The 26,126-nt window shown below is 46.6% G+C and carries 23 protein-coding genes; 6 read left to right on the top strand and 17 right to left on the bottom strand.

Features of this window, described 5'->3' with window-relative positions; translation table 11 throughout:
* Positions 1-82: 82 nt before the first annotated feature.
* A complete protein-coding gene (locus tag PQQ36_RS07405) occupies positions 83-2,431 on the top strand; it encodes a PilZ domain-containing protein (protein ID WP_011079648.1) in 2,349 nt (782 codons plus the stop codon).
* Positions 2,432-2,523: 92 nt separating this feature from the next.
* On the opposite strand, the gene serB is transcribed toward PQQ36_RS07405, so the two are convergent.
* Entirely contained in the window at positions 2,524-3,504 is a 981-nt protein-coding gene (gene serB, locus PQQ36_RS07400; protein ID WP_039554546.1) for a phosphoserine phosphatase, read from the bottom strand.
* Positions 3,505-3,610: 106 nt separating this feature from the next.
* Here serB and PQQ36_RS07395 point away from each other — a divergent pair, with 106 nt between their 5' ends.
* Entirely contained in the window at positions 3,611-4,222 is a 612-nt protein-coding gene (locus PQQ36_RS07395) for a YtjB family periplasmic protein (RefSeq protein WP_011079646.1), read from the top strand.
* Between the two features lie 104 nt (positions 4,223-4,326).
* Here the strand turns inward: PQQ36_RS07395 and deoD are convergent, their stop codons facing one another.
* The 9 genes from deoD to PQQ36_RS07350 form a co-directional block, all read right to left on the bottom strand.
* Positions 4,327-5,046 carry a purine-nucleoside phosphorylase gene (gene deoD / locus PQQ36_RS07390; RefSeq protein ID WP_011079645.1) on the bottom strand — a complete coding sequence of 240 codons (720 nt, stop codon included), beginning with the start codon at positions 5,044-5,046 and terminating at the stop codon, positions 4,327-4,329.
* 80 nt (positions 5,047-5,126) lie between these two features.
* Positions 5,127-6,347 (bottom strand): phosphopentomutase, encoded by a 1,221-nt coding sequence (locus PQQ36_RS07385; RefSeq protein WP_011079644.1) that lies wholly within the window; start codon positions 6,345-6,347, stop codon positions 5,127-5,129.
* A gap of 54 nt (positions 6,348-6,401) precedes the next feature.
* Positions 6,402-7,730, bottom strand: a complete 1,329-nt coding sequence (gene deoA / locus PQQ36_RS07380) for a thymidine phosphorylase (RefSeq protein ID WP_011079643.1) — start codon at positions 7,728-7,730, stop codon at positions 6,402-6,404.
* Between the two features lie 88 nt (positions 7,731-7,818).
* Positions 7,819-8,595, bottom strand: a complete 777-nt coding sequence (deoC, locus tag PQQ36_RS07375; RefSeq protein WP_011151059.1) for a deoxyribose-phosphate aldolase — start codon at positions 8,593-8,595, stop codon at positions 7,819-7,821.
* A gap of 558 nt (positions 8,596-9,153) precedes the next feature.
* Complete coding sequence (locus tag PQQ36_RS07370; protein ID WP_039554547.1) at positions 9,154-10,416, bottom strand: NupC/NupG family nucleoside CNT transporter; 1,263 nt, start codon at positions 10,414-10,416, stop codon at positions 9,154-9,156.
* Positions 10,417-10,621: 205 nt separating this feature from the next.
* The gene (locus tag PQQ36_RS07365; RefSeq protein ID WP_039554548.1) at positions 10,622-11,419 is read right to left on the bottom strand and encodes a TatD family hydrolase; all 798 of its coding nucleotides are present in this window, start codon (positions 11,417-11,419) and stop codon (positions 10,622-10,624) included.
* Entirely contained in the window at positions 11,406-11,543 is a 138-nt protein-coding gene (locus tag PQQ36_RS07360; RefSeq protein ID WP_013571192.1) for a DUF5363 family protein, read from the bottom strand. The genes PQQ36_RS07365 and PQQ36_RS07360 overlap by 14 nt, the downstream gene beginning before the upstream one ends.
* Before the next feature lie 130 nt (positions 11,544-11,673).
* The gene (gene prfC / locus PQQ36_RS07355; RefSeq protein ID WP_011079639.1) at positions 11,674-13,263 is read right to left on the bottom strand and encodes a peptide chain release factor 3; all 1,590 of its coding nucleotides are present in this window, start codon (positions 13,261-13,263) and stop codon (positions 11,674-11,676) included.
* A 132-nt stretch (positions 13,264-13,395) separates the two neighbouring features.
* Positions 13,396-14,484, bottom strand: coding sequence for a GGDEF domain-containing protein (locus PQQ36_RS07350; protein WP_039554549.1), 1,089 nt, complete (start codon positions 14,482-14,484; stop codon positions 13,396-13,398).
* Positions 14,485-14,770: 286 nt separating this feature from the next.
* On the opposite strand from PQQ36_RS07350, the gene PQQ36_RS07345 reads away from it, so the two are divergent.
* On the top strand, positions 14,771-16,834 hold the full coding sequence (locus tag PQQ36_RS07345) for a putative bifunctional diguanylate cyclase/phosphodiesterase (RefSeq protein WP_011079637.1): 2,064 nt from the start codon (positions 14,771-14,773) through the stop codon (positions 16,832-16,834).
* Here the strand turns inward: PQQ36_RS07345 and rimI are convergent.
* The 4 genes from rimI to ubiT all read right to left on the bottom strand — a co-directional run bounded on the left by rimI (position 16,806) and on the right by ubiT (position 18,822).
* Positions 16,806-17,258, bottom strand: a complete 453-nt coding sequence (gene rimI, locus PQQ36_RS07340; protein WP_039554550.1) for a ribosomal protein S18-alanine N-acetyltransferase — start codon at positions 17,256-17,258, stop codon at positions 16,806-16,808. The two genes, PQQ36_RS07345 and rimI, sit on opposite strands and share 29 nt — an antisense overlap.
* A 6-nt stretch (positions 17,259-17,264) precedes the next feature.
* The gene (locus tag PQQ36_RS07335; RefSeq protein WP_011079635.1) at positions 17,265-17,666 is read right to left on the bottom strand and encodes a DNA polymerase III subunit psi; all 402 of its coding nucleotides are present in this window, start codon (positions 17,664-17,666) and stop codon (positions 17,265-17,267) included.
* Positions 17,667-17,807: 141 nt separating this feature from the next.
* Entirely contained in the window at positions 17,808-18,311 is a 504-nt protein-coding gene (locus PQQ36_RS07330) for a GNAT family N-acetyltransferase (RefSeq protein WP_011079634.1), read from the bottom strand.
* Positions 18,295-18,822 carry a ubiquinone anaerobic biosynthesis accessory factor UbiT gene (gene ubiT, locus PQQ36_RS07325; protein ID WP_011079633.1) on the bottom strand — a complete coding sequence of 176 codons (528 nt, stop codon included), beginning with the start codon at positions 18,820-18,822 and terminating at the stop codon, positions 18,295-18,297. Before ubiT ends, PQQ36_RS07330 begins: the two co-directional genes overlap by 17 nt.
* Before the next feature lie 267 nt (positions 18,823-19,089).
* On the opposite strand from ubiT, the gene PQQ36_RS07320 reads away from it, so the two are divergent.
* From PQQ36_RS07320 to PQQ36_RS07310, 3 genes are all read left to right on the top strand, one after another.
* Positions 19,090-21,129 (top strand): EAL domain-containing protein, encoded by a 2,040-nt coding sequence (locus PQQ36_RS07320; protein ID WP_011079632.1) that lies wholly within the window; start codon positions 19,090-19,092, stop codon positions 21,127-21,129.
* 126 nt (positions 21,130-21,255) lie between these two features.
* On the top strand, positions 21,256-22,269 hold the full coding sequence (gene ubiU, locus PQQ36_RS07315) for a ubiquinone anaerobic biosynthesis protein UbiU (protein ID WP_011151067.1): 1,014 nt from the start codon (positions 21,256-21,258) through the stop codon (positions 22,267-22,269).
* Positions 22,270-22,286: 17 nt separating this feature from the next.
* On the top strand, positions 22,287-23,165 hold the full coding sequence (locus PQQ36_RS07310) for a U32 family peptidase (protein ID WP_419836164.1): 879 nt from the start codon (positions 22,287-22,289) through the stop codon (positions 23,163-23,165).
* Positions 23,166-23,255: 90 nt separating this feature from the next.
* Here the strand turns inward: PQQ36_RS07310 and PQQ36_RS07305 are convergent, their stop codons facing one another.
* The 3 genes from PQQ36_RS07305 to nlpI form a co-directional block, all read right to left on the bottom strand.
* The gene (locus tag PQQ36_RS07305) at positions 23,256-24,587 is read right to left on the bottom strand and encodes an MATE family efflux transporter (RefSeq protein WP_225470442.1); all 1,332 of its coding nucleotides are present in this window, start codon (positions 24,585-24,587) and stop codon (positions 23,256-23,258) included.
* A 30-nt stretch (positions 24,588-24,617) separates the two neighbouring features.
* Positions 24,618-25,031, bottom strand: coding sequence for a MarR family winged helix-turn-helix transcriptional regulator (locus PQQ36_RS07300; protein ID WP_011079628.1), 414 nt, complete (start codon positions 25,029-25,031; stop codon positions 24,618-24,620).
* 175 nt (positions 25,032-25,206) lie between these two features.
* Positions 25,207-26,115, bottom strand: coding sequence for a lipoprotein NlpI (gene nlpI, locus PQQ36_RS07295; protein WP_065090120.1), 909 nt, complete (start codon positions 26,113-26,115; stop codon positions 25,207-25,209).
* Between the last annotated feature and the right edge of the window lie 11 nt (positions 26,116-26,126).

The raw sequence follows: 26,126 nt of genomic DNA, 5'->3' as shown, positions 1-26,126 counted from the left end.
CCTCAAACAATGTGCTGTTATACTTAAGTTTATTAACACTTTGCCGATACTCTTTTAATAAGCAGCTACTTTAACAGAAAAAATGGAACAAGCTGAAATTCTCTCAATCGCAGAAAGGCTTATCCCGGTTTATCACGCGGAAGACTTTGATTTTGTCCTTGGTCAATTGACCGAAGGCTACCCTCCTTCCGCTAAATTACTGGTAAAAATGGAATTAAATCGTGTCATGGCGCCTTGCAAAAAGAGCATCGACTTGCGAGGCCGAGTACAGGGTGATTGTCGAGAATACGAAATTGACGGTATCAAACATTGGTTTGATGATGTCGCCTTTAATGCTTACTACAAAAACACGCGCAAATTTGGTGGCTATACCGAAGGCGTTTGGGAAGCGTTAATTAACACACGCAACAGTTTCCGCGCCTTAGGCAAAGGCGGTCAACCGGCCAGCAGCCAAGGGCTGAGTGATGCCAGCAGTCCATTTGAGGCCGAGGCAGTCCATCTTGGTTACGATCTCAAACGCCAAGAAAAGCGGCTCAGAGTGCACTCTCAAGTCGACATTACGTTATCAAAAGGGCAATTACTGCACGGCGTCAGCGTTGATCTTTCCGCTTCTGGTGCGAAGTTCAAAGTACCGAGTGCATTTAACTACAGCCTTGGCGAAGTGATTCAAATTACCTTTAGTGAACTGGCCAAAACCTCCCAAATTGCTCACGTTGATAAGCCGATTGAATACCGTGTTTTGGCTGTTGAAGATTCTTATGAAAACGATGCGGTTAAGTTTCTTCGTTGCTTACGCCTGACCGACACCAATGTTGTCTCAAGAGTGATCGATGAGTCTTTAAATAGCTCAGCCAAACGTGCCCGACACGATAACCAAGACAAAATCATTCGAGCAAGAACGCGGGGCTACGAGCATATTTATCTAAAGCACACTTGTAACTTACCGCTGTTTTTCCAAGGCGATGAGCTCAAGCTCGCCATGCTCACGCCAAACAATATGCCGATTTGGCAATACTGGCATGATGAACGAAATCAACAGGTGTTTGGTTCACTGTTTAACTCACAGCGAATGTCGATGCTAATGCGACCGGGGCTCAAAGGTGCCAGTAACGTTATTTATGCGTTTACTCACGAACATGAAGGGAAAAACTTTTTCTACTCCATGCTCATGCCCGAGGCCACACGTGAACAAAGACAGCTGTTTTGGCATCTTGGCGCCAAACGAGCCAGTTGGCGGGCATTCCGTATTTCCATTTTTGAACTCAGTGAAAACGAACGCCAACAACTCGGCAGCTTCTCGCAAGAGTTAGCCGAAGCCTCTTCAGGGTTAACGCATTGTGGGATTTTGCAAGAAATTGCGGACAACTCGAATGGCGCAGACTATCTCTTTACCGAAAAGCCTCGACTGCCATCAAGCACCTTAAATGCTTTTCGTCATACGCGGAAAATCATCGGCTCCCCAAAAGGAATTTTCTTTGATGCCCAGTCTCGTAGAAAAGAACCTCGCTATCGTTTTCAATCACCGCTTACGCTGACCAAAGCAGACGGTTTGGCGATGAGAGGCAAGACGATCGATCTATCCAAGCGAGGCTTGAGTCTCACCTTGGATGCGCCACTTGAGTTGGTGTCGTCTGAAGAGATCGAGATCAACCTACATGAGCTGCAGCTCTACGATAAAAAGCTGCCATTGGACAAAATTCCTTATCGTGTGGTTCGTGTCAGCCCAGACAACAAGCAAGTGCAACTGGTGATTGATGAAAACAGCCAAACGATGAAAACCATTGCGTTTTTCAATAGCATCATCGAACACAACCAAGACAAGCTCAAACCACAAAACGAGATCCTACCAAGTAATGAGCTGCTCGAATCGTTGCACGGCATTTTGCTGTCCAAAATGGTCAGCACGCCAGTGTTCATCAGCAAGATGCAATCGGGCTACAGAACCAAGGCCATCGGGGTTAACTTCCCCCTAGAAAAGCATTTAATGGTATTGGCAAAGCTAGGGCACAAAGAGAATTTCTCTTTAGAACCCATCTATAAAGGCCGTTCAAATACCTTAATCGCCAATCCGACGAAACGGATTGAAGGGGCAGAACCACACCATCACGACATTTACATCGCAGTGGCAAAATTTGGCGACAAAATCAAAGCCGTACAAACAAAGCTGACGAACGAGTTTGATAGTGTCAAAGAACGCATCCTATTTATTAAAAAAGCACAGATGTCGGGCGAGTTTTATGTGCTGAGGCTATCCACCTCACCGATTTTCAGCCCGATGACTTCCCTGTTACAAAAAGATCTGAATGAACTTTCTCAACTCAGCATGCATCAAGCCAGCAAACTGGAAAAAGAACTGGCAACATTGGTTGGCTATTGTGAAATAGAGGAAGTGACAGAAGAGATTTTGGTACGACTTGAACTGACAAATTAAGCTACTCAGTGGCACTGCTTTGAGACGGTTTTTCTTTCGGGATAATCATGGGCAGAACGATTCTGCCCATGTTTGTATTTAACATTCTTCAGTTACGGTTTGCTTTGCCAACTGATTTTTTGTTGCTTGGCGAGAATACCGGAAAGAATACACAAAATTCCGCCGAGCCCGGCAAAACGCACTGCCGTTTGTGCTTGCTGCTCGACTTTCGGTTTGGCGTGATAAGCGATACCCAGCCCTGCCGCATTCATCATCACCAAGTCATTCGCCCCGTCACCGACAGCAATGGTGTTGTGCATCTCCACCTCAAACTGCTCCGCCAACTCGATTAAAATATCCGCTTTGGTTTGCGCAGAGACCACTTCACCCAAGACGTTTCCAGTCAACTTACCTTGAACAATTTCCAACTGATTCGATTGCGCATGATCCAGTTGCAGTGTCTCTTTCAAATAGTCTGAAAAATAAGTAAAGCCACCTGACGCAATGGCTGTTTTCCAACCAAAGCCTTTTAAGGTGTGAATTAATGCCACCAAATCAGGCATGAAAGGCAATGTCTGACGAACAGTGTCGAGAATGGACTCGTCCGCTCCTTTTAATTTGCCTACTCGCTGACGCAGACTCTGCTCAAAATCGAGCTCACCTTGCATCGCGCGCTCTGTCACTTCCGCCACCTCTTCACCGACTCCCGCCAGTTTGGCGATCTCATCAATACACTCTATTTGTATTGCTGTGGAATCCATGTCTAACACAATTAGCCCTGGCTTAGAGAGGTCGGGCACATCGGTCAAGCAAGCGTAATCAAGTTGGAGCGCTTGAAGAATCTTTTCATGCTCAGGAGTCAGTTCTCCTGCCATAAGCGCCACTTCGTAGTAGCCCACTTTCCAAGTATCAATAATCGGGTTGTAGCCCCCCGTAAAAAAATCGATATCTTCAAAGTGTCCGGGCGCTAAATACTCAGCATAAACAATCCAGTTAGCTTTACTTTTGTCCCATTGCGTGGCAAAACGAGTTTCTGGCAAACGAGTTAACAGTTGTGTGTGCCTTCTAAATGGCAAGGTTTTTAACGCTTCCATGGTATTAATCCTTTATGAACCTTCACAAACGTTACCCTATTGCAATTTAAAAAGGCAAGCCCCAAACTTGTATTTATTCAGATATTAAAAGAGTTCATGTCGCGATATGAAAGAGTCTCTGTTTTCACTGCGAAATGCCCTAAGAGTCATCGCTTTACTGCTGCTAGGTGTCATGTTTTTTGTCACCATTAAAAACAGCGTAGTGATCAGTAAAGGTAACGAAAAAATTCAAGCACAGCAGTTGGAAACCTTAACCAAAGTGCTCAGCTCTCAAGCGGCGTTATCTGCCAGCGAAATGATTGTGCAAAAAGACCAAGAGAAGCTGCTCAAGCTAACGAATCAACTGGCCAAAGAACGTTTGGTTTTTGATGCGACGGTGTATGATTCTGAAGGCGTGCGTTTAGCATCGAGTGACAAAGCACTCACTGCGAGAGAAGTACTGGGTTTGGATACTCCCCTTGCCACAGCAGGCATTGGGCGCCAACAGCTCGTTGAACCCGTTTTTGCCGATAACAGCATTGTGGGTTTCATTCGGATCACGTTTGAAACCGGTAAAGTCACCGCATTTTCTGACCATCACTACCGCAAAATTGACCGTTATATGTTTTTGATGATTTTGATGAGCTTTGTCAGTGGCATGCTGTTTATTCTGATTTTGCGTAAAAAACCGCAAACTAAAGTCGAAAACTTACTGCTTAGTCATAAAGAACCTTCTTAATGGACCACGGTTTTTATGGACCAAGGTTTTTATCGACCAAAGCCTCATAAAAAAGCCTGCACAACGAGTGCAGGCTTTCTTTTTATGTCTTTTCTTGAAGTGAATTATTCTGCATCGCCAAGCAATACAGAATCCAACGCAACAATCATCATGTCATTGAAGGTATTCTGACGCTCTTCTGATGTGGTTTGCTCACCTGTCTTGATGTGGTCAGAAACCGTACAAATCGTCAGCGCTTTTGCGCCGTATTCCGCAGCAACACCGTAGATGCCCGCCGCTTCCATTTCTACGCCGACAATGCCGTATTTGTCCATCACGTCGAACATTTCTGGATCTGGCGTGTAGAACAGTTCAGCAGAAAATAGGTTACCCACTTTCACATCGATACCACGCGCTTTCGCCGCTTCTTCTGCTGCTTTGACCATTTTGTAGTCAGCAATCGCCGCAAAGTCATGACCTTTAAAACGGATGCGGTTTACTTTGGAATCGGTACATGCACCCATGCCGATCACAACATCGCGTACTTTGATGTCCGTGCTTACAGCACCACAGCTACCCACACGGATGATCTTCTTCACACCGTAGTCTTTGATAAGCTCAGTGGCGTAAATTGAGCACGATGGGATACCCATACCATGACCCATTACCGATACTTTACGACCTTTGTAAGTACCAGTGAAACCATACATATTACGTACATCACAAACCTGAACCACGTCTTCCAGGAAGGTTTCTGCAATGTATTTTGCACGTAGCGGGTCACCCGGCATCAGTACAACATCTGCAAAATCACCCATTTCAGCATTAATATGTGGAGTTGCCATGTTTTCGTTTCCTTGTATTTCAATCACAAAAGAATAGAGAGGCACGCTCTCTATTCGATAAGTTCAATTATAGTTCTGGATTACAAAAAGTTTTTGCCGTAATCCATTGGCGATGTGCCAAAGTAGCTTGCCAGAGTTTGGCCGATATCGGCGAACGTTTCACGACGGCCAAGTGAACCAGCAGGGACTTTTTGACCGTAGACTAGCACCGGAATGTGCTCGCGAGTGTGGTCCGTACCTGGCCACGTTGGGTCACAACCGTGGTCAGCCGTCAGGATCAGGATGTCATCTTCTTGCATCAGTTCCATCACTTCATGGATACGACCATCGAAGTACTCCAGTGCCGCTGCGTAACCCGCAACATCACGACGGTGGCCGTAAGCAGAGTCAAAATCGACAAAGTTGGTGAACACGATGGTGTTGTCACCCGCTTGTTTAATTTGCTCAAGTGTCGCTTCAAACAGCGCAGGAATGCCTGTTGCTTTCACTTTCTTGGTGATACCGCAGTTTGCGTAGATATCCGCAATCTTACCAATAGACACCACTTGGCCTTGCTTTTCCTCAGCCAATTTCTGTAGGACGGTCGCTGATGGCGGCTCAACAGAAAGATCTCGACGGTTACCGGTACGCTCAAACTGCCCTTTACCCGGACCAATGAACGGGCGCGCAATGACACGACCAATGTTGTAGTCTGCTAGCTCTTCACGAGCGATTTGGCAAAGCTCAAGTAGACGGTCAAGGCCGAATGTCTCTTCGTGACAAGCGATTTGGAATACAGAGTCCGCAGAGGTGTAGAAAATTGGCTGACCAGTCTTCATGTGCTCTTCGCCTAGGTCATCCAGAACTTGCGTACCAGAGGCGTGGCAGTTACCTAGGAATCCATCAATACCTGCTCGAGCAAGAATGCGATCCGTTAACTCTTTCGGGAAGCTGTTGGCTTTGTCAGTGAAGTAACCCCATTCAAACAAAACAGGGACGCCAGCAATTTCCCAGTGACCAGACGGTGTGTCTTTACCAGAAGAAAGCTCCGCAGCATGGCCGTAGGCACCGATGATTTCTGCATCCGCATCTAATCCTGGTGCAAAACGCCCCGTTGACTCTTTGTGCGCCATCGCCAGACCGAGTTTGGACAGATTTGGCAGACGAAGAGCCCCTTGGCGTTGATCATTGTTTGCCAAACCCTGCTCACATTGGTCAGCAATATGGCCTAGGGTATCTGAACCGACATCACCAAACTCTTTCGCATCTGCGGTTGCGCCAATACCAAAGGAGTCTAGTACTAAAATAAATGCTCTTTTCATTGCTTCTTCCTCAGGCCTATTACCGCCCCATGGCAGTAATAGGCCCAATAGTCATTAAATATCTTCTTGGCGAATTTGACGATATACGTCTGGTGTTGGTGTGTACTCACCACCCACCTTAATCGCTGCTTGTAGTGCATTCGCAGCTTCTTGCCACTGCGCTTCGTTACGAGCGTGAATCATTGCCAGTGGTTTTTCGCTGCTTGCGATTTCGCCCAAACGGATAAACTGATCAAAACCTACCGCGTAATCGATGCTGTCCGTTGCAACGCGGCGTCCACCGCCCATCGCCACCACAGCCATACCAATAGCGCGAGTATCCATTGCAGACACCACGCCGGTCTCTTTGGCGTAAACAGGCTTAATGATTTCAGCTTTATCGAGGTAGTTGTCGTAGTTGTCCATAAAGTCAACCGGACCACCCAAACCTGCCACCATCTTACCAAAGCATTCTGCCGCTTTACCGTTATCCAGTACTTCCATCAATTTCGCACGTGCGTCTTCGGTATTCTCAGCCAATTTACCAAGTACCAACATTTCAGCACATGACGCCATCGTGACTTCAAGCAAACGAGGGTTACGATATTCACCTTTGAGGAAACGAACCGCTTCACGAACTTCAACAGCGTTACCCGCAGAAGAAGCCAATACTTGGTTCATGTCGGTCAAAATCGCCGTCGTCTTAGTGCCCGCGCCATTCGCCACCGCCACAATGGATTTCGCCAATTCTTCTGAAGCTTCGTAAGTCGGCATAAAGGCGCCCGAACCGACTTTCACATCCATCACTAAAGATTCAAGGCCTGCCGCCAATTTCTTAGACAGAATGGAAGCGGTGATCAGTGAGATGTTGTCCACCGTCGCCGTAATATCACGAGTGGCATAAACTCGTTTGTCTGCTGGTGCAAGGTCGCCCGTTTGTCCGATGATCGCCACACCCGCTTCTTTGGTCACTTGACCGAATACGTCGTTACTTGGTGTGATGTTGTAGCCCGGAATCGCTTCCAGTTTGTCTAACGTACCGCCTGTATGGCCCAAGCCACGGCCTGAGATCATCGGCACGAAACCACCACATGCTGCCACCATAGGGCCAAGCATTAAAGAGGTCACATCGCCCACACCGCCTGTAGAGTGTTTATCAACGATTGGGCCACCAAAGTTCATGTGGCTCCAATCAATCACCATGCCAGAATCTCGCATTGCACACGTGAGGGCAATACGTTCAGGCATCGTCATTTCATTGAAAAAGATGGTCATCGCGAACGCGGCAATCTGACCTTCAGAGACCGTATTGTTCGCCACACCTTGGATAAAAAAGTTAATTTCGTCGGCAGTCAGCGCTTCGCCGTCGCGTTTTTTACGAATAATTTCTTGAGGTAAATACATTAGAGCCTCCCAAGCCCAATGGGCCATGGTAAAAGTAGGATAAGAAGGTAACGTGGTGCTTTCACACCACGTTCAGACGTTATTAGAATTAGTACGCTGCAGGATCAGCGACTTGGTCTGTTACTTCTAATGTATTTAGTAGGTTGGTTAGCAAGCTAGACGCACCAAAACGGTAGTGCATATTATCCGCCCACTCAGAACCTAGGATGTCATCTGCCATTGCTAGGTAAGCCGCTGCGTCTTCTGCAGTGCGTACACCACCAGCAGGTTTAAAGCCAACTTTCTCAGCCACGCCCATGTCACGAATCACTTCAAGCATCATGCGTGCGTATTCTGGCGTTGCGTTGACTGGCACTTTACCTGTTGATGTTTTGATAAAGTCTGCACCCGCTTCAATACAGATTTGCGATGCTTTCTTGATCAACGCTTCTTCTTTCAGTTCGCCGGTTTCGATGATGACTTTCAAAAGAATGTCGCCACATGCTTCTTTACATTGCTTAACCAATTCGAAGCCCACTTTCTCATCACCAGCCATCAATGCGCGGTATGGGAAAACCACGTCAACTTCATCGGCACCGTAAGCGACCGCCGCTTTGGTTTCAGCGACTGCAATTTCGATGTCGTCATTGCCGTGTGGGAAGTTCGTTACCGTTGCAATGCGAACTTCTGGTGTACCTTGCTCACGAAGTGTCTTCTTAGCAATAGGAATAAAGCGAGGGTAAATACAAATCGCTGCCGTGTTACCTACAGGCGTTTTGGCGTCGTGACAAAGTGCGATCACTTTTGCATCAGTGTCGTCGTCATTTAGCGTTGTTAGGTCCATAAGTTTCAGTGCACGTAGCGCTGCTGCTTTCAAATCGCTCATTTCTATCTCCGATCAATATTCAAAAATTTTACTACTCAGCCCCTTTTTCTGTTCACATCACAACGATAAAACAGCAAAAAAGGTCTTTGCTAAACAGTCATTGATGAACGGACTTGGTTCCTTGAAGACTCGGTAATCATTACAACTACCAATTGCTATCCCTGTCACCGCACAGTACCAATTTGGCCTATGGCACAACAATCTATGATTGCGGTGTCTTGCATATCAGAAGTTAAGCAAGGCATCCTACCTTGTTATTCAACTCTGTTATGTTTGGGCATTTCATTGCCCTTACAAACTCATCTATTCAGCAGGTGATTGGCTCAGCAAGCCTAATCCCTCTGGTCTGATTACTACATTATAGATATTCATCGCAAAACTGTAGTGCCAAATAGAGCGCAAACGGTTTGTATCTCAAAAAAACTCAGCCTCTCGCACAAGTGAACGTTTGCTCAATGTATCACCTTCACTGGCGCTAAAAACTGAAAACGCCCCGCAGCAATCTCTTGCTACGGGGCGGATTTAAACGGCGTCTATAAATGCTTTCTCTTAACTAAATTAGAAAGACAGGAAGAAGCCAGCAATGGTCGCTGCCATTAGGTTAGATAGCGTACCCGCTGCAACCGCTTTAACACCCATACGAGCGATGTCGTGACGACGGTTTGGCGCTAGACCACCTAGACCACCTAGTAGAATCGCAATAGAAGAAAGGTTTGCGAAACCACATAGTGCGAAAGCGATGATTGCTTGAGTTTTCTCAGACATTACAGCACCAGTTGCTGGAATAACCTGAGCATTTTCACCCACGTAAGGTACGAAGTTTAGGTAAGCAACAAATTCGTTCACAACCAGTTTTTGGCCGATGAAAGAACCTGCAAATGTTGCTTCTTCCCATGGCACACCGATTAGGAACGCAAGTGGAGCAAATACCCAACCTAGGATCAGTTCGAGCGTTAGGTTTTCCATACCGAACCAACCACCAGCCCAGCCTAACAGGCCGTTGATCATTGCAATTAGACCAATGAACGCTAGTAGCATTGCACCAACGTTTAGTGCTAGTTGTAGACCAACTGATGCACCGCCTGCTGCTGCATCGATAACGTTCGCTGGCTTGTCATCACCGCCGTCGATGTCTGAGCCTAGATCTTCTTTAGGCGTATCGACTTCAGGTTTGATGATTTTAGCGAACAATAGACCACCAGGTGCTGCCATGAATGATGCCGCTACAAGGTACTCTAGAGGTACACCCATAGATGCGTAACCTGCTAGTACACCACCAGCAACAGACGCTAGACCACCACACATTACTGCAAATAGCTCAGATTGAGTCATTTTTGGTACAAACGGACGAACCACTAGTGGCGCTTCAGTTTGACCAACGAAGATGTTAGCTGCTGCAGACATTGACTCGGCACGAGAAGTACCTAGTGCTTTCTGAAGGCCGCCACCTAGGATCTTGATAACCCACTGCATCACACCAATGTAGTAAAGTACAGAGATAAGTGCTGAGAAGAAAATCAGTGTTGGTAGTACTTGGAAAGCAAAGATGAAGCCGATACCGTCAACTGAGAAGTTAACTAGGCTGCCGAACAAGAAACCAGTACCGTCTTTACCATAGTCGATCACGTTTTGAACACCAGCAGAGAAACCCGCTAGTAGATCACGACCCCATGGTACGTAAAGAACGAAACCACCGATGATGAATTGGATAGCAAAAGCGCCAGCCACAGTTCTAAGATTGATAGCTTTACGGTTATCTGACAGTAGTAATGCAATTCCTAGCAATACTGCCATACCGACTAGGCTCATAAACAGGCTCATAGTTTATGACTTCCTTATTAAGTTATTTATTGGCGTGTTACAAAATGGAGCTATTAAGCGGGGGCCATTATACTCATGCCCCAATAATTAAAGTAATGCCACCTTCACACTTTCCCATAAGATTCATCGCTAATTCACCTTCATTTGTGAGTAAACTCACAATAACATACCGAACGAGATTTTCTTTAAACAAGTTTTTTAGATTTCATTCACAGATAGAGAACAGAGAATTGCTATTTTTCCAGATTTGAGAGGCAATCGTTTGCCTTGTTTGATTATGCAACAAACCCAACTCATTTAGTGGGTGAATAATCTGAGCGGGTGTATTGAGCTTTCCTTGAAAGCCAAATATCGGCATATCTGGCGCATCGGTTTCAAGCAGCAGTTTTTCTAAAGGGAGTCGACTGATCGCTTGGCGCGTTTTGTTCGCTCTGGGGTAGGTAATGGTTCCGCCGACCCCAAGATAAAAACCCAAACGTACCCACTCCATTCCCTGTTCATAGCTACCAGAAAACGCATGGATAACGCCGCCTTTTGGCAGCCGAGCCGCTTTGACTAATTGAATGAGTCGATTGTGACATCGTCGATTGTGCAAAATAACCGGCAGTTGATACTGCTTGGCCAAATCGAGCTGGTAGTTCAACGCCTGCTCTTGCAATGCCGTGTCTTGTTCAACCCCATCATCCAAACCGCATTCCCCAATGGCTACGCAGCGAGTGTCACGCTCGTCCAACAAAGCCAGAAGAGCACTTTGTTTTTGCTGATAATCCAACGTCAAAAAATAGGGATGAAAGCCCAACGCATAAAAGATTGCTGGCCGAGTCTGTTCAGATGGCATTGCAGACCATTGCGCCAGTGTTTTTACTTTTTGCCAGTTATCGGGGCCAACGGATGGCAGTAACAAACGTTCTACACCGACCTCAAGCCCTCTTTGAAGATGCTGTGAGCGCGCTGGTTCGAAAACGTCAAAATCGAGATGGCAATGCGTATCAAACAGTTTCATCGCTTTTCTTTTCTCGCGCTGGATCTTTTTTGTACGGAACACAACTGCGCTTTTGTTCAGGCGTTAATCCCATCTCTTTACACCAATTATCATAACGTTTTAACCACTTTCGCCACCATTGCATGTGCACTTCCTTACTGTGATGATTGCCCTTTCATTATCGTCTTTTACCGCAGATAAAAAAGAGCCCTAAGCGACAAACTTAGGGCTCTTAGCAAACAGGTTATGCGAACCAAACGCACACATTCGCGTGATTAGTGTTCACGAGTCGCTCGGAATTCCACTTCAGGGAAACGCTCTTTGGCAAGATTGAGGTTTACCATGGTTGGGGCAATGTACGTTAAGTTATCGCCACCATCCAGTGCTAGGTTAGTTTGGTTCTTACGCTGGAACTCGTCTAGCTTCTTCGCATCACCACATTCAACCCAACGTGCCGTCGCTACGTTCACACTCTCGTAAATCGCTTCTACGTTGTATTCAGATTTCAAACGCGCCACAACAACATCAAACTGAAGCACACCAACTGCGCCCACGATCAAATCGTTGTTCTGCAGAGGACGGAATACCTGTACTGCACCTTCTTCTGAAAGCTGAACAAGGCCTTTTAGTAGTTGTTTTTGCTTCAGAGGATCGCGCAGACGAATACGACGGAATAGCTCAGGCGCAAAGTTTGGAATACCAGAGAACTTCAGCGATTCACCTTGGGTAAAGGTGTCACCAATCTGGATAGTGCCATGGTTATGCAAACCAATGATGTCACCAGCATACGCAGCTTCCGCGCGAGAACGATCGCCCGCCATGAAGGTCACGGCATCAGAAATGTTCACTTGTTTACCCAAGCGAACGTGATTCATCTTCATGCCTTGAGTATACGTGCCCGACACAATACGCATAAACGCGATACGGTCGCGGTGCTTAGGATCCATGTTCGCCTGAATCTTAAAGACGAAACCAGTGAACTTGTCTTCAGTGGCTTCCACTGCACGTTCATTGGCTTGACGCGGTAGCGGCGCTGGCGCCCAGTCCGTCAGACCATCAAGCATGTGGTCAACACCAAAGTTACCTAATGCAGTACCAAAGAATACCGGAGTCAATTCACCTTTTAGGAACATCTCTTGATCAAACTCGTGAGACGCACCAAGAACCAGTTCCAACTCTTCACGCAGTTGCTCAGCGAGATCCGCACCAACCTCAGCATCCAAATCAGGGTTATCAAGACCTTTGATGATACGCTGCTCTTGAATCGTGTGTCCCTGACCCGTTGAGTACAAAATGGTCTCATCACGATGGATGTGATAAACACCTTTGAACTCTTTACCACAACCGATTGGCCAAGAAACCGGTGCGCAAGCAATATTCAGCTCGCTCTCGACTTCATCAAGCAGTTCCATCGGATCGCGAATATCACGGTCCAATTTGTTCATAAAGGTCACGATCGGCGTATCACGCAGACGGGTAACTTCCATAAGCTTGCGAGTACGATCCTCAACACCTTTCGCGGCGTCGATCACCATCAAACACGAGTCAACCGCCGTTAGTGTGCGGTAAGTATCTTCCGAGAAGTCTTCGTGCCCCGGAGTATCGAGTAGGTTCACTAAGCAATCGTTGTATGGGAACTGCATCACCGATGTCGTCACCGAGATACCACGTTCTTTTTCCATTTCCATCCAGTCAGACTTAGCGTGCTGGCTAGAACCACGACCTTTTACTGTACCGGCGGTTTGAATCGCACGTCCGAAAAGCAGGACTTTTTCTGTGATAGTTGTTTTACCCGCATCTGGGTGCGAGATGATCGCGAACGTTCTACGTTTAGACACTTCGCTTAAAAAAGGAGCATTTGACATGAAACTGGTCTTCTGTGTTTTATCTGAGCCGGAAATCGGTGCACGTCATGTGAGGTGACTAACCAGATTCCTGAGTAGATTCAATTTTGCGCGGTATTCTCGCTTATTCTCGACCAATCGGCAACTTTGATCCTAACGACTGACATGATCACCGGTTGTCGTTTGCCTAAACGAGGGCCAATCACCCTCCTCTTTTGTGTGACGATGCAGGCTGTGCGGCTCAGAAAGCGTCACCCTATCCCGACCATTCTCTTTGCTCTGATACAGCGCAACATCAGCTCGCTTCAACCACGACTCAACATCATCCCCCTCCAGACATTCCGCAATACCTGCACTCAACGTCACACTGGCGTGCTTTGGGTAGGCTTGCTTACGTACTTTTTGACAAAGGTGGCTGACAATCAACAATGCAGACGAGGCCGAAGTGTTTTCAAACAGCAACAGAAATTCATCGCCTCCTAAGCGAAACAGCAGATCCACTTCCCGCGTATTGTGCTGAATCGTCTCGACAACTAAATTGATCACCTCATCACCGACATCATGGCCATAACGGTCATTGACCTGCTTAAAAAAATCAATATCGATGATTGCAATGGATGAGGCAGTGTATCGCTTGTGACCATCAAGTGCTCGCTGCAAAAACAGATCCAATTGATGTCGATTCAGTGCCCCTGTCATCACATCGCGTGTCGAGAGGTAACGCAGCTTGCTCTGTAACCGAACAATCAACCACACGGCAAAATGGGCAATGACAGCGCAAAATGCCAAGGCAATGGCAAAACGATACATAATCTCGAGGTCTTGCTTCATCGCCGCAGCCCAAGTGCAGCCAATAATCATCAGCACATTAGTCACAATGGCGTCATGGTGAGGAATGATAAACACCAAAGCGATGATGATCGGAAATACCCAATAGGTCGCCAATGTGCCAAAAATGGCCACACTGCAAACAATCGAAGCCAACAAAAAGCCAAGGGGGATACGATGGCCAATCACACTTCGTTTTAAGCAACAAATCCCGACGACTTCGATAATAAAACCGATCTCAAAGGCCACCATCAGCAGCGCAAGATACCAATGACCAATGTAGAAATTCTTTATTGCGAGAGGAATAAAGGTCAGTAGCGTTAACACCACCACTAACTGAAGTACTTTTTGTGCGCTGTTTGGATCCAGCAAAGCGTTGGGAGCGTTGAAAGGTTTTTCGTTCAAGTTCATCATGGTTCACCATCCTACATCCCCACTACTGACGTTGTAATGCTCTCGAATTCCTTTCAAGATTTCGCATTACGTCTCAATAAATATTTACTCGAGTATCATTAAGCATACAAAGTGATCCCATTTCCTCGTCGAAAAAGCCGAGATGTTTGCATTCTGTCTCAATGATAATACAGCACACTCGACACAAACTTAGAGAAACAGCACTGATTCTTAATTTCAGGTTGAGAATTAACCAAACGGTAAATATCGTCTATAACTAAAAGAGTAATTCACTGCGGTCATCAGTATGCTTAGAAACAAAAAAGTGCATTCATTAGCTTTCAAGCAAGCCAGAACCGTTTTTCTGGTTTCCGTTGTATTGGGACTGTGTTTCAGCTTGTACCACATTTTGGCTGATCTGCACCAAGAGCAACGCCGTATTGAAGAGCACTACCAGTTTAAGCTGCTGCAAAACTATTCCAATGCCAGCCAAGCCGCATATCATCTGAATCATCTGCTCGCCGAGCAGGTTGCCTCGACCCTAATGATGGACAATGCCATCTACCGAGTAAAAATCGTCGACGATTTTGGAGACGTGCTGACCCAAAAGCACCGTGAAATTGATTCTCAGAGCCTAACGACTCAGCTGTTGTCTAAAATACTGACCCCCGCTCAACCGTTTTACAAAACAGAACTGCATCAACCCAACGCCAATGCAATTGTTGGTGAATTGAGTTTCTCGGTTGATGGCTCTAGCATCGCCGATGCCTTTATTAAGAAATCGACTCGAATTGTCTTGTTCGATCTGTTTCGCAATATATTACTTACCTCTATCTTGTTGTTTTTCTTTTACTTTAAGCTATCAAAGCCCATTATCACGCTGATTAATTGGGTGAATTCGCTGCAAAATCGAAAAAATGCCTTGGAGCTGCCTCCCGGTAACAACAATGATGAACTGGGTCGACTCGCGCTTTCATTTCACAATCTCTGGCAAGCGCGCGCGGCAGCAGAAAGCCAGCTCAACCAATTGGCTTACTTCGATACCCTAACAGGCTTAGCCAACCGCAGCTTGCTGCTAAAAAGCCTCAATGAAACCCTTAAAGAGTCACAAAGCGAGCAATACCCAGGAGTACTGTTTTATCTCGACCTCGACCGTTTCAAAACCATTAACGACTCCCTAGGGCATACCATTGGTGACAACTTAATGCGCACCATTGCGAAACGCCTAGAAGCATGGCTACAACCCGGAGAAATTGCCGCACGCATTGGTGGGGATGAGTTCGCCATTTTGATCCCGAAACTCAATAAAGAAGATGCCGCCAACAAAGCGAAGCAGTTGCTCACCTTGATCTCAAACCCTTATTCCATTGACGATCACCAGCTTTATTGCACAGTCAGCATTGGTATTTCCACGTTTGCCGACAAAGGCATCTCGAGCATTGATGTGCTCCGTCAGGCCGATACGGCGCTCTATCGCGCCAAAGTCGCCGGACGCAATAAATACATGTTTTATGAACCAGAAATGCAGGCGCAAGTGGAGTCTTTTTTGGAGATAGAGAAAGGCCTGCATGAAGCACTGCACAAAGGGCAACTTGAGCTTTACTACCAACCTCAGGTCAACGCGCAGCAACAAATTATCGGAGTGGAAGCCCTCATCCGTTGGAACCATCCAGAAAAAGGCGTGCTTCCTCCCGGAGTCTTTATGCCCATAGCGGAGGAAACGGGGCAAATTCTGCAAATTGGTGATTGGATTATTGAGCAAGCGTGTTTTCAATACGCTCAGTGGAAAAAAGAACAAGTTTTGCCTGAAACGTTCCATCGACTTGCCATCAACATTAGCCCATTGCAGTTCTCTAAAAATGCCTTTGTCGAACACATCACTCATGCATTAAAACAAGCCAATATCACGGGTGAGCATATTGAATTGGAGATCACTGAGAGCCTGCTATTGGAAAACGTCGAAAGCGCGATCAATAAAATGGCAGAGCTGAAAGAACTGGATCTCAAAATCTCGATCGATGACTTTGGCACCGGTTATTCCTCACTCCGCTACCTCAAACATCTAGCGGTGGACGTACTGAAAATTGACCGCTCCTTTGTCACTCAGTTGCATCTTGATCAAAGCGACCAAGCCATTGTTTCAACGATCATTATGATTGCTGAGCGCTTAAGTTTAGAAGTCATTGCCGAAGGGGTAGAAACAGAAGAAGAGTTCAACACGCTGGTCGAACTCGGTTGTGAGCAATTTCAGGGGTATCTCTTTGGCAAGCCGCTCCCAGTGGAGATGATCACGCAGAAATTACGTGAAAGTCGTCAGCACCAAGAGAGTCATTCAAGCAAAGTTAAAAGCAACCAAATAAGTAACTCATAATGATCGCGTCTTCCTTCCCTGACTGCGTAGGATAGTAATTGCGGCGACGATCCACTTCGTTAAAACCCATCTCTTGATAGAGATGAATGGCGTTCACATTGCTCTCACGCACTTCTAACCACGCACTTTCCGCGTTTGCCGTTTCACCTTCATCAATAAATGCGTCTAACAACTGGCGGCCATAGCCTTTGCCTTGTTGTTTGGGACACACTGCGATGTTAAGTAAGGTGAGCTCGCCAACGATGTTTTGCGCATAGAAATAGCCGACCACTTCCCCATCCACCAGCAATACACGATGCATCGCACCGCGACTGGAGAGATCCTTCACCAGGCTCTCTGCCCAAGGGTGCGAATGTGCACGACCTTCAATATGGTAAACAGCCTCAAGGTGCTCCTGAGACATAGGAACGATCATACAACTCATATTGGATTACTCATAAGAACGGATCTGTTGCCACAGCGCACGACGATGCTCATTATGACCATCAATTTGAGCCAACTCTGGCGATTGGAGCACTTTGGCTACCATAGGAAGAGGTTGAACAGGGCAGCCCGCAAACCAAACCCATTGCAAAGAATGTGGTTCGAGCGTGCTTAATTGCTCTGGGGTAATGTGCCTTGCTTGAGACAATTCCAATTGCATGCTTTTGAGCACTTTTTCAAAAAATAGTGCCGTTTGCGAAATGGGGCAACTCGGTGCGATCAACAGTAACTGGCACTCTTCAGGCAGGGAAAAGGTTGGCATTTCATAGCCCATCATCCGTTCTGGATGATGCAATTGCCAAAGCGAAATACCCATTTCCTGTAAATACAACTTTTCGTTTTCAGTCATCGTTTCGTTACTCAAAGATACCGCGGCATACTAACAAAAAAGCCCAAGAAAGTAATAACGAGATTGGGGAATTCACCTCAACTTAGGATAGAGCACCTAAGTTAAGGATCATTCATTGAATCAGCAACGAAGCCGATTCCATCAAAGAGCTGCGAACTCTGGCGCGTATTCCACTCGCCCTTGTTTGGCATCAAACTCACCCGCCGCCATGGCAAACGCTTGAAACGCACCTTCTGGCACTGGCCATTGACACTCAAAGCCCATCTCGCTGGCGGCAGTAAAACCAAAACGCTGATAGTACTGAGGGTCACCCAAGACAAAACACGCTGGATAGCCAAACTCCAACAGCGAAGTTAAGCCTTCTTTGACTAACGATGCGGCGATGCCTTGCTTTTGATATTCCGCTTTGACCGCCAGTGGCGCAAGCCCCTGCCAGCCATTTTCTTCGCCATTCAACGTCATCGGCGTAAACATGACATGGCCAACCACTTCCCCTTCGTCAGTACAAGCCACCAACGACAGTGTCAGACGACCATTCTCTCTTAGTGTCATGACCAAGTTGGCTTCCGCGTCTGTTGGAAATACCTGTTTTAGCAGACTATCGATAACCAATATATCGGCCGGTGCTTCAGTTCGAATAAGCATTTGTTACCCCAATTTGTGTTTGAGGCGATTGTACTCCTTTATGAACAAAATCTGCTAACTGATTTAGCGCCAACTGCATGGCTTTTGGCAATTGCTCCAAATCAACGCTGTCCATTAGGTTTTTAACCTCTAGGCCAAGCTCGGTGTCGCCTTCAATCGTCAAACGACGTTGGAAAAATAGCGTATCCGGATCTTCTTTTCTGCCAGCAATCAGCACTAAGTCATTTAAATTGCCTGAGAAGCACACATCTTCCGAAACGGGTTGTTCGGCAATAACAAGTTGATCATTTTGATAACTTATGAACCAATGCAGCTTGAGATCTTTCACCTCTACCTTCAACCACTTATCTTCCAAAAATTCAAAATCGCCATCTTCTAAAGCTTCTTTGAAGACCAATTTGAGCCCTTCAAGCAAGACTTTTTTATGTACAATTTGAGGCAATAACTGGACTGGAGATCGCAAAATTGATGCGGCATTTTGAACTAGTTGACTGCGAATCTTGTTTATCACGCTTATTTTCCGTTACTTTGTCATAAATGCGACTATCTTAGTTGATAGCATGTGATGAATTACTGTTGTGCGTCAAAAAACGATTTCATATCGCGTTGTTTAAAATAATAACAATCAGCGACGTTTTTTTGACCTTGAATGAAATATTGTCACACTTGTACTGATAAAGCCTTTAATAACGCTATTATCACAGTTATAGTGATTGCGTTTCAGCGATTTCATGACATGGACGATTAATTACGCTCTCTGGAGACGGGTAGTACTTTGATGCCTTCCAAGCAAATGCACCATTGGTTTAATAAACTGACTTCTAATAGCCCTTTTTTCTTCGCTATTCTTGATAAGCAACATAACTATTGCTTGGTGAATGAACGTTATTGCGACGTTGCGGGGTTAGCTCAGGAAGAGCTAATAGGGATGAATGATGCACAAATTTTAGGTGACAACTTTTACCAAAAGCTAAAGCCTTACTACGACCGAGCTCTGCTCGGTGAAAGTATTGAGGCCGAAATCACCCTCGATGAAACCGATCTTGAAACCAGTTTGCATTTTAGTTTGTCCCCTGTGGAAGACGGTGAACAGATTTCTCACCTCCTTTTTCAAGCGATTGATACCTCTGAAAAACACATTCTCGTCAAATCCCTAGAAGAGTCAGAAACCAAGTTTTCTCGTTTAACGCAACTACTGCCCGATGGTTTACTGCTGGTCGAAGAAGACACCATTCTCTCAGCAAACCCTGCTGCGGCAAGGCTGCTTGGTTTCAATTCGCAGCATGACTTGCTTGGTGAAGAGCTCAGTCGATTATTTATGGATGAGAAGAGCAAGATGGTGTTTAGCCATAAACTCTGCTCACTGCTTTCCGAAAAAGCGTTTGTCTGTATGACCAGTGCACGTTGTGGCTTTGAGCGCCGCGTTCAGTTGCATGCAGATTTCACCACCGTGCTGGGCAACCAATCTCAAATCATCTTGATCCAAGACGCTGATGAAACGCCAAAACATCTTTCGGTGAAAAACAGCGATGATATTCATATCGATTCCCTGACGAAGCTCTACAACCGCTTCGGTTTTACCAAACGTCTGGAGCAGTTGATTAAGAGCCAAACCCCCTTGTTGTTGTTTTATCTCGATATCGATAACTTCAAAAACATCAATGACTCACTAGGCCACCACATTGGTGACAAAGTGATTCTTGAAGTGGCAGCTCGTCTGAAACGACTGTTGCCACAACACTCGGTGATTGGTCATCTCGGGGGCGATGAGTTTGGCGTCATCTTGCCTGAGCCGGAAAACAACCGCATGGCCGAGTTGCTCTCTGAGCGCATCATCTCCTTAATTAATCAGCCATTTGATTTACACCATTTCAGCAAGCGCCTTGCCTGTTCTATCGGCAGTGTTCGTTATCCTGAAGATGGCCAAGATGCACGTGTGCTGCTGCAAAATGCCGATACCGCGATGTACGAAGCCAAAGATCGCGGCCGTAACCGTCTCATCAAGTTTAATGACCAGATGAACAAAGAAGCGCGTATGCGCCTCTGGTTGGAGATCGAACTGCAAAAAGCGCTACAGCAAAATGGCCTTGAAGTGTGGTATCAACCGAAAGTCAATGCGCGTGACTTCAGCATTAATGGCGCCGAAGCGTTAGTACGCTGGAAGCACCCTGTCGAAGGATACATTAGCCCTGCGGCCTTCATTCCTGTCGCTGAAAAAGCAGGCCTGATTGAGCACTTAGGTCGTGTGGTCATGCGTGATGTCTTCAACACGGTCAAACGCTGGAAACTCCAAGGAATTCTGCCTGGTCGCGTTGCGATTAACTTATCGCCAGAGCAATTTGGCAACCCTCAGTTGATCGACTTTATGGAAAAGCTCCTGAGAACCACGGAGTTAGACCCTAACTGCATCACTTTCGAGCTGACTGAAAGTGCGGTAATGAGTGACAGTGACCACACTATTCAGATGCTCAACGCGATTAAGAAACTGGGCTTCTCACTCTCCATCGATGACTTTGGTACCGGTTATTCCTCACTGGCGTATTTAGCCCGCTTCCCGATTGATGAGCTGAAGATCGACCGCGCGTTTATCAATGACATTGACGTTTTACCGAAGCAGGTCACGGTGATTGAAAACATCATTAATCTCGGCAAATCTCTCAATCTCACCGTGGTGGCCGAAGGGGTAGAAACTCATCAGCAAGCGGCACTCCTGTCGAATTTGCGCTGTCACTCGATCCAGGGGTTCCATTTCCATCGCCCTCAGCCTAAACATGAGATAGAAGAACTGTTTGCACAAAATCGTCGCCATAAAAACTGACCATCTCCCCTCTCCAAAAGAGGTAAATCTCAATTTATTGCGTCAAACCTAACTTACATCAATTCTGCTATTCATATTCCTTCATAAAATGCCCACACCCTTTTCGTCTCAATTTGTAGTGAGCATATGGAACTCCTTTGTCCAGCAGGTAATCTTCCTGCTCTGAAAACCGCCATCGACTGCGGTGCCGATGCGGTGTATATCGGCTTTAAAGATGATACAAATGCCCGTCATTTCGCTGGACTGAACTTCAGCGGGAAAAAACTCGAGAAAGCGGTTCAATACGTCCACGATCACCAGAAAAAAATTCACGTCGCCTTGAACACGTTTGCGCATCCAGATGGCTTTGAGCGTTGGACAAATGCGGTCGATATGGCGGCGGCATTGGGTATCGATGCTCTGATCGTTGCCGACATCGCTGTGTTAGAGTATGCAGCACGAAAATACCCTCACCTTGAACTGCATTTATCGGTTCAAGCCTCGGCGACCAATGTCGCAGCGGTCGAGTTTTATCAGCAGAATTTCAATGTTAAACGCGTTGTACTACCGCGCGTATTGTCGATTCATCAAGTGAAGCAACTGTCACGTAATATCCCACAAGGGGTAGAGTTGGAGGTTTTTGCCTTTGGTAGCTTGTGCATCATGTCAGAAGGCCGCTGCTACTTGTCTTCCTATTTAACGGGAGAGTCTCCCAATACCGTCGGCGCTTGCTCACCCGCCAAATATGTGCGCTGGCAAGAAACACCAACGGGGTTAGAGTCACGTCTCAACAACATTTTGATCGACAAGTACGGTCATGGTGAAAACGCAGGCTATCCGACTCTCTGTAAAGGCCGCTTTGATGCCCACATAGAGGGAGAATCCAAACGCTACCACGCACTAGAAGAGCCAACCAGTCTCAACACGCTGTCGTTGCTGCCGGAACTGTTTGCTGCCAATGTCGCCTCGGTAAAAATCGAAGGCCGTCAGCGTAGCCCTGCCTATGTCGAGCAAGTGACTCGAACTTGGCGCGCGGCGATTGATCGTTACCAAGCGAATCCACAAGCCTATCAAGTGGAAGAGGCTTGGAATGCCGCACTGGCGAATGTCTCCGAAGGGACACAAACCACGCTCGGTGCTTATCATCGTCAATGGCAATAAGGATTCAAGGAAACAAGATGAAATACTCACTCGGTCCGCTACTTTACTTCTGGCCCAAACAGAACGTTGAAGACTTTTACCATCAAGCGAAAAACAGCTCTGCCGACATCATCTATTTGGGGGAATCGGTCTGCTCTAAACGCCGTGAAATGAAACCCGCGCACTGGTTTGAGTTGGCGAAAGAGCTTTCCAGTGCAGGCAAGCAAGTGGTGCTTTCTACCATGGCACTGCTCGAAGCCCCAAGCGAAGTCAACGTGATGAAAAAGTACATCGATAACGGTGACTTTGCCATTGAAGCGAACGACGTATCGGCTATTCAACTGGCGTTTGAAAAACGTGCTCCCTTTGTTGTTGGCCCAGCAGTCAATACATACAATGCGCACACGCTTAAATTGTTCCTTAAACAAGGGATGATTCGTTGGTGCATGCCTGTCGAGCTGTCTCGTGAATGGCTGCAAAACGTATTAACCCAATGCGATGAAGTGGGCATTCGCAACCAATTTGAAGTAGAAGTCTTTAGCCATGGCTATTTGCCGCTCGCCTATTCCGCACGCTGCTTTACCGCCCGTGCAGAAAACAAAGCCAAAGACGACTGTGAAACCTGCTGCATCAAATACCCAACGGGCATTCAAGTGCACAGCCAAGAAGGCCAAGCGGTATTCAATCTCAATGGCATACAGACGCAATCCGGTTACTGCTACAACCTGATTAACGATCTCCCTGCCATGCAAGGATTGGTGGATGTGGTGCGTGTCAGCCCATTAGGGTTAGAGACATTTACGACTGTCGATCAGTTTCGCGCTAACGAACAAGGCGCACAGCCGCGTCAAATCGAAGACCGTCAATGCAATGGCTACTGGCACCAAATTGCAGGCCTAGAGGTGAAAAATCTCTAGCTTTATCCCGTTAAAACAACAAAGAGGGCTTGCACCCTCTTTGTTATCTTACCGTTCTATTTTCCTACTCTTCGATGTTCTTCCATATACCTACGCTTCAACCCACTGATTTTTAGGCATTCGCTTGATATCGCGCCATAGCATAACCGCCACCACTAAGGTCAGTGCAATATTTGACAATGGGAAAGCCAGCCAAACCCCAGTAATACCGAGCAATTTAGGCATAATGAAGAGAAACGGCAGTTGCACCATCATATTGCCAATACTGACGAATAACGCCTTTCCACCACGGTTCACCGATTGATAGTAGGCCGCTGTCACCACCAGAAAGCCATCTAAGAACATGGCAAACATATGGAGTCGTATCCCCGTAATGGTGTGCTGAGTCAGTTCAGCGTCGTTCGCATTAAACACCGCCACCACTTGCTCAGGGAATAGATTCAATAAACCAATAAACACCATGCCCGTCAGCACCGCAGAGCTCATCGCAATTTTGAGTAACTTTTTGATATTGTCACTGTGGCCAGCCCCATGATAGAAACTCGCCAACGGCTGCATACCATTGGCAATTCCTTCTGCAATCAAATAATAGACAACGATGATGTAACCAAGGATCGCATAAGCCCCCACCAACACTGGGCTACCATAGCTCAACAACAAGCTATTGTGCAGCGCCACCATCATGGAGCCATAGGCGTACATAAAGAAGCTTGATGTTCCAATAGCGAAAATCTGTGGCAACCAACGCCACTGAAACGAGAAATTGTGCTTCGACAAACGCAGTTTGGCTTTGCGTGAAAAAAAGTAACTGAGCCCCCCCAGTAGTACCACCATTTGAGCCAATGCTGTGGCGATTGCCGCCCCCGTTAACTGCCACTGCAATAGACCGATAAACAGGTAGTCGAGAACGATATTGGTGATCGCCCCCAACACCATCAGCATCGTCGCCAAATTGGGACTACCATCATTGCGCAGCAAAATCGGCATGGCGATCGAGCCCAAGGTGAACAAGCAAGAAAACACCAATACGTCGAGATACTGTAAGCCAAGTTGGAACACCTCTCCTTGCGCGCCTTGCAAAAGCAGAAAGTCATCCGCAAAACACCAGAGCAAAATCGACACAACAGGGCTCATCAGCAGCAACAGTACCAAGCCCGTCGACAACACGGCTTGCGCTTTTTGCGGCAGCTTCTCACCAAGTCGGATAGAAGCCAGCGCGCCTGTTCCTACTCCCACCATTAAACCGATACCCAAAATAGAGCCAATCAGTGGCCACGCCACATTAATCCCCGCAAGCCCTGCGGCACCAACGTAATGGCCAATAAAAATACCATCCACCACTTGATATAAGCCGTTCACAAGCATGGCGGCAATGGTCGGTATGGTATAGCGCCAAAATTGGCGATAAATAGACGTATTCATCAATGAAAGCTCGACATCGATTCTAAGAAACTAAAACGTAAGTGCTTTACTGAGCAATGAGACGAGTTGTTGCTGCTCTTCATCACTCAACTGCCCTGCGACCTGCTCAGCCAATATGCGGTAAACCATCGCTTCCTGTGCTAAATAGTGCAGTGCTTTCTCTGTCAGCGCCACGCGCTTCACTCTTGCATCATGCAGACAATGAGTTCGACTCACCAATCCTTTTCGCTCTAAACGAGTCACCATATTGGTCGCAGAAGGTTTAGAAACTTCCATTTCCAACGCAAGATCCGTGATGCGTATCGGTTCTTGCGCATTTTGAATCACTTTCAGGTAGTCATATTCACTAAAACTCAACTGCAAGATAGGATCGTCTTTGCTGTGCTTTCGCCACACTTTTGCCGCAAAGCGCTCCATTTTTTCGAGATGGGTGCTGAGGCTCATTATTCAACCATTAAAATAGTTAGCAAGGCTAACCATTTTAATCTTGTTATTGAAATTAGCAATCAACTAAAACAAGCCGAGGACATTTTTATCCACCGTGAATAAGCGGGAAAGAAAAGAAACCCTCGATCATCATCGATGTCGAGGGCTTTGAATGGTGAGTTTTTTTGTTCGCCTATGGCGTACTTTTCGCTTGTGCCTTAGCCAGTCGCTCCGACTGAAGTTGCTGATATATATGCCCAAGTTCTAAAAACGCGTAGCGATGCTCAACGTACTCATAAACATTGAAAGAGATCGCTAACTTATACAATGAGATCGCATTGGCAAAGTCGCCTTTCTGCTGGTAGCGCTTGGCAAGATAGAAATAGACTTCGGTTAAACGCTGCGCCAATAGCACATTTTCACGAGATGCATCAATGATCGCTTTGAACGCTTGTTCCTCAGACACTTGCTCACCCATTAACGCAACCAGCACCCATCCCCACTCTTCACTGCGCTGTTGATAGCGACTCAGTAAATCCGCCTTGGCTTGAGCAGGATCGAGATCCGATTCAATGATGTACAGCCAAAGCACACGAAACGGATCTTGCGGATCATCTTGATAATGCTTCTGCATCTCTTCTTTCGCCAGATCCAAACGGCCACCGTAATAGAGTGCGATAGCACGATTGCGCTCCGCATAACTATTGCTTGGATCTAGCTCTAACGTTGAGTCGAATGCTTCGTAAGCGGCATCATATTCACCAACTTGTGTGAAATAGACGCCCAATAAATTAAAAATATCTGGCTGTGCAGGGTTTAACTGCAGAGACTGATTAAAATCGAGTCTGGCTAAATCACGCAAACCGACACTGTCATAGTAGTTACCACGTTCGTAATGCATTTTCGCACGAACTTCATCACTGAGATCGGTACGTTGCAGCAATTGTGACAAACGCGCAATTTGCACCTCTTGCTGAACACTCGCCTGCAATGGCACTGCCATTGGCGGATACACCCACTGACTCTTGTTGCCACTGGTGGTTGATGCACAGCCTGTTGTCGCCAACGCGATACACAGACTAACGGTTTGAAACCATTTCACTAAAAGGCACT

The organism is Vibrio sp. CCUG 15886 (assembly GCF_028570825.1).
GTDB classification, from domain to species: domain Bacteria; phylum Pseudomonadota; class Gammaproteobacteria; order Enterobacterales; family Vibrionaceae; genus Vibrio; species Vibrio vulnificus_B.
Note: the sequence above shows the minus strand (reverse complement) of the source record. Positions and strands in the feature narration are given on the sequence as shown.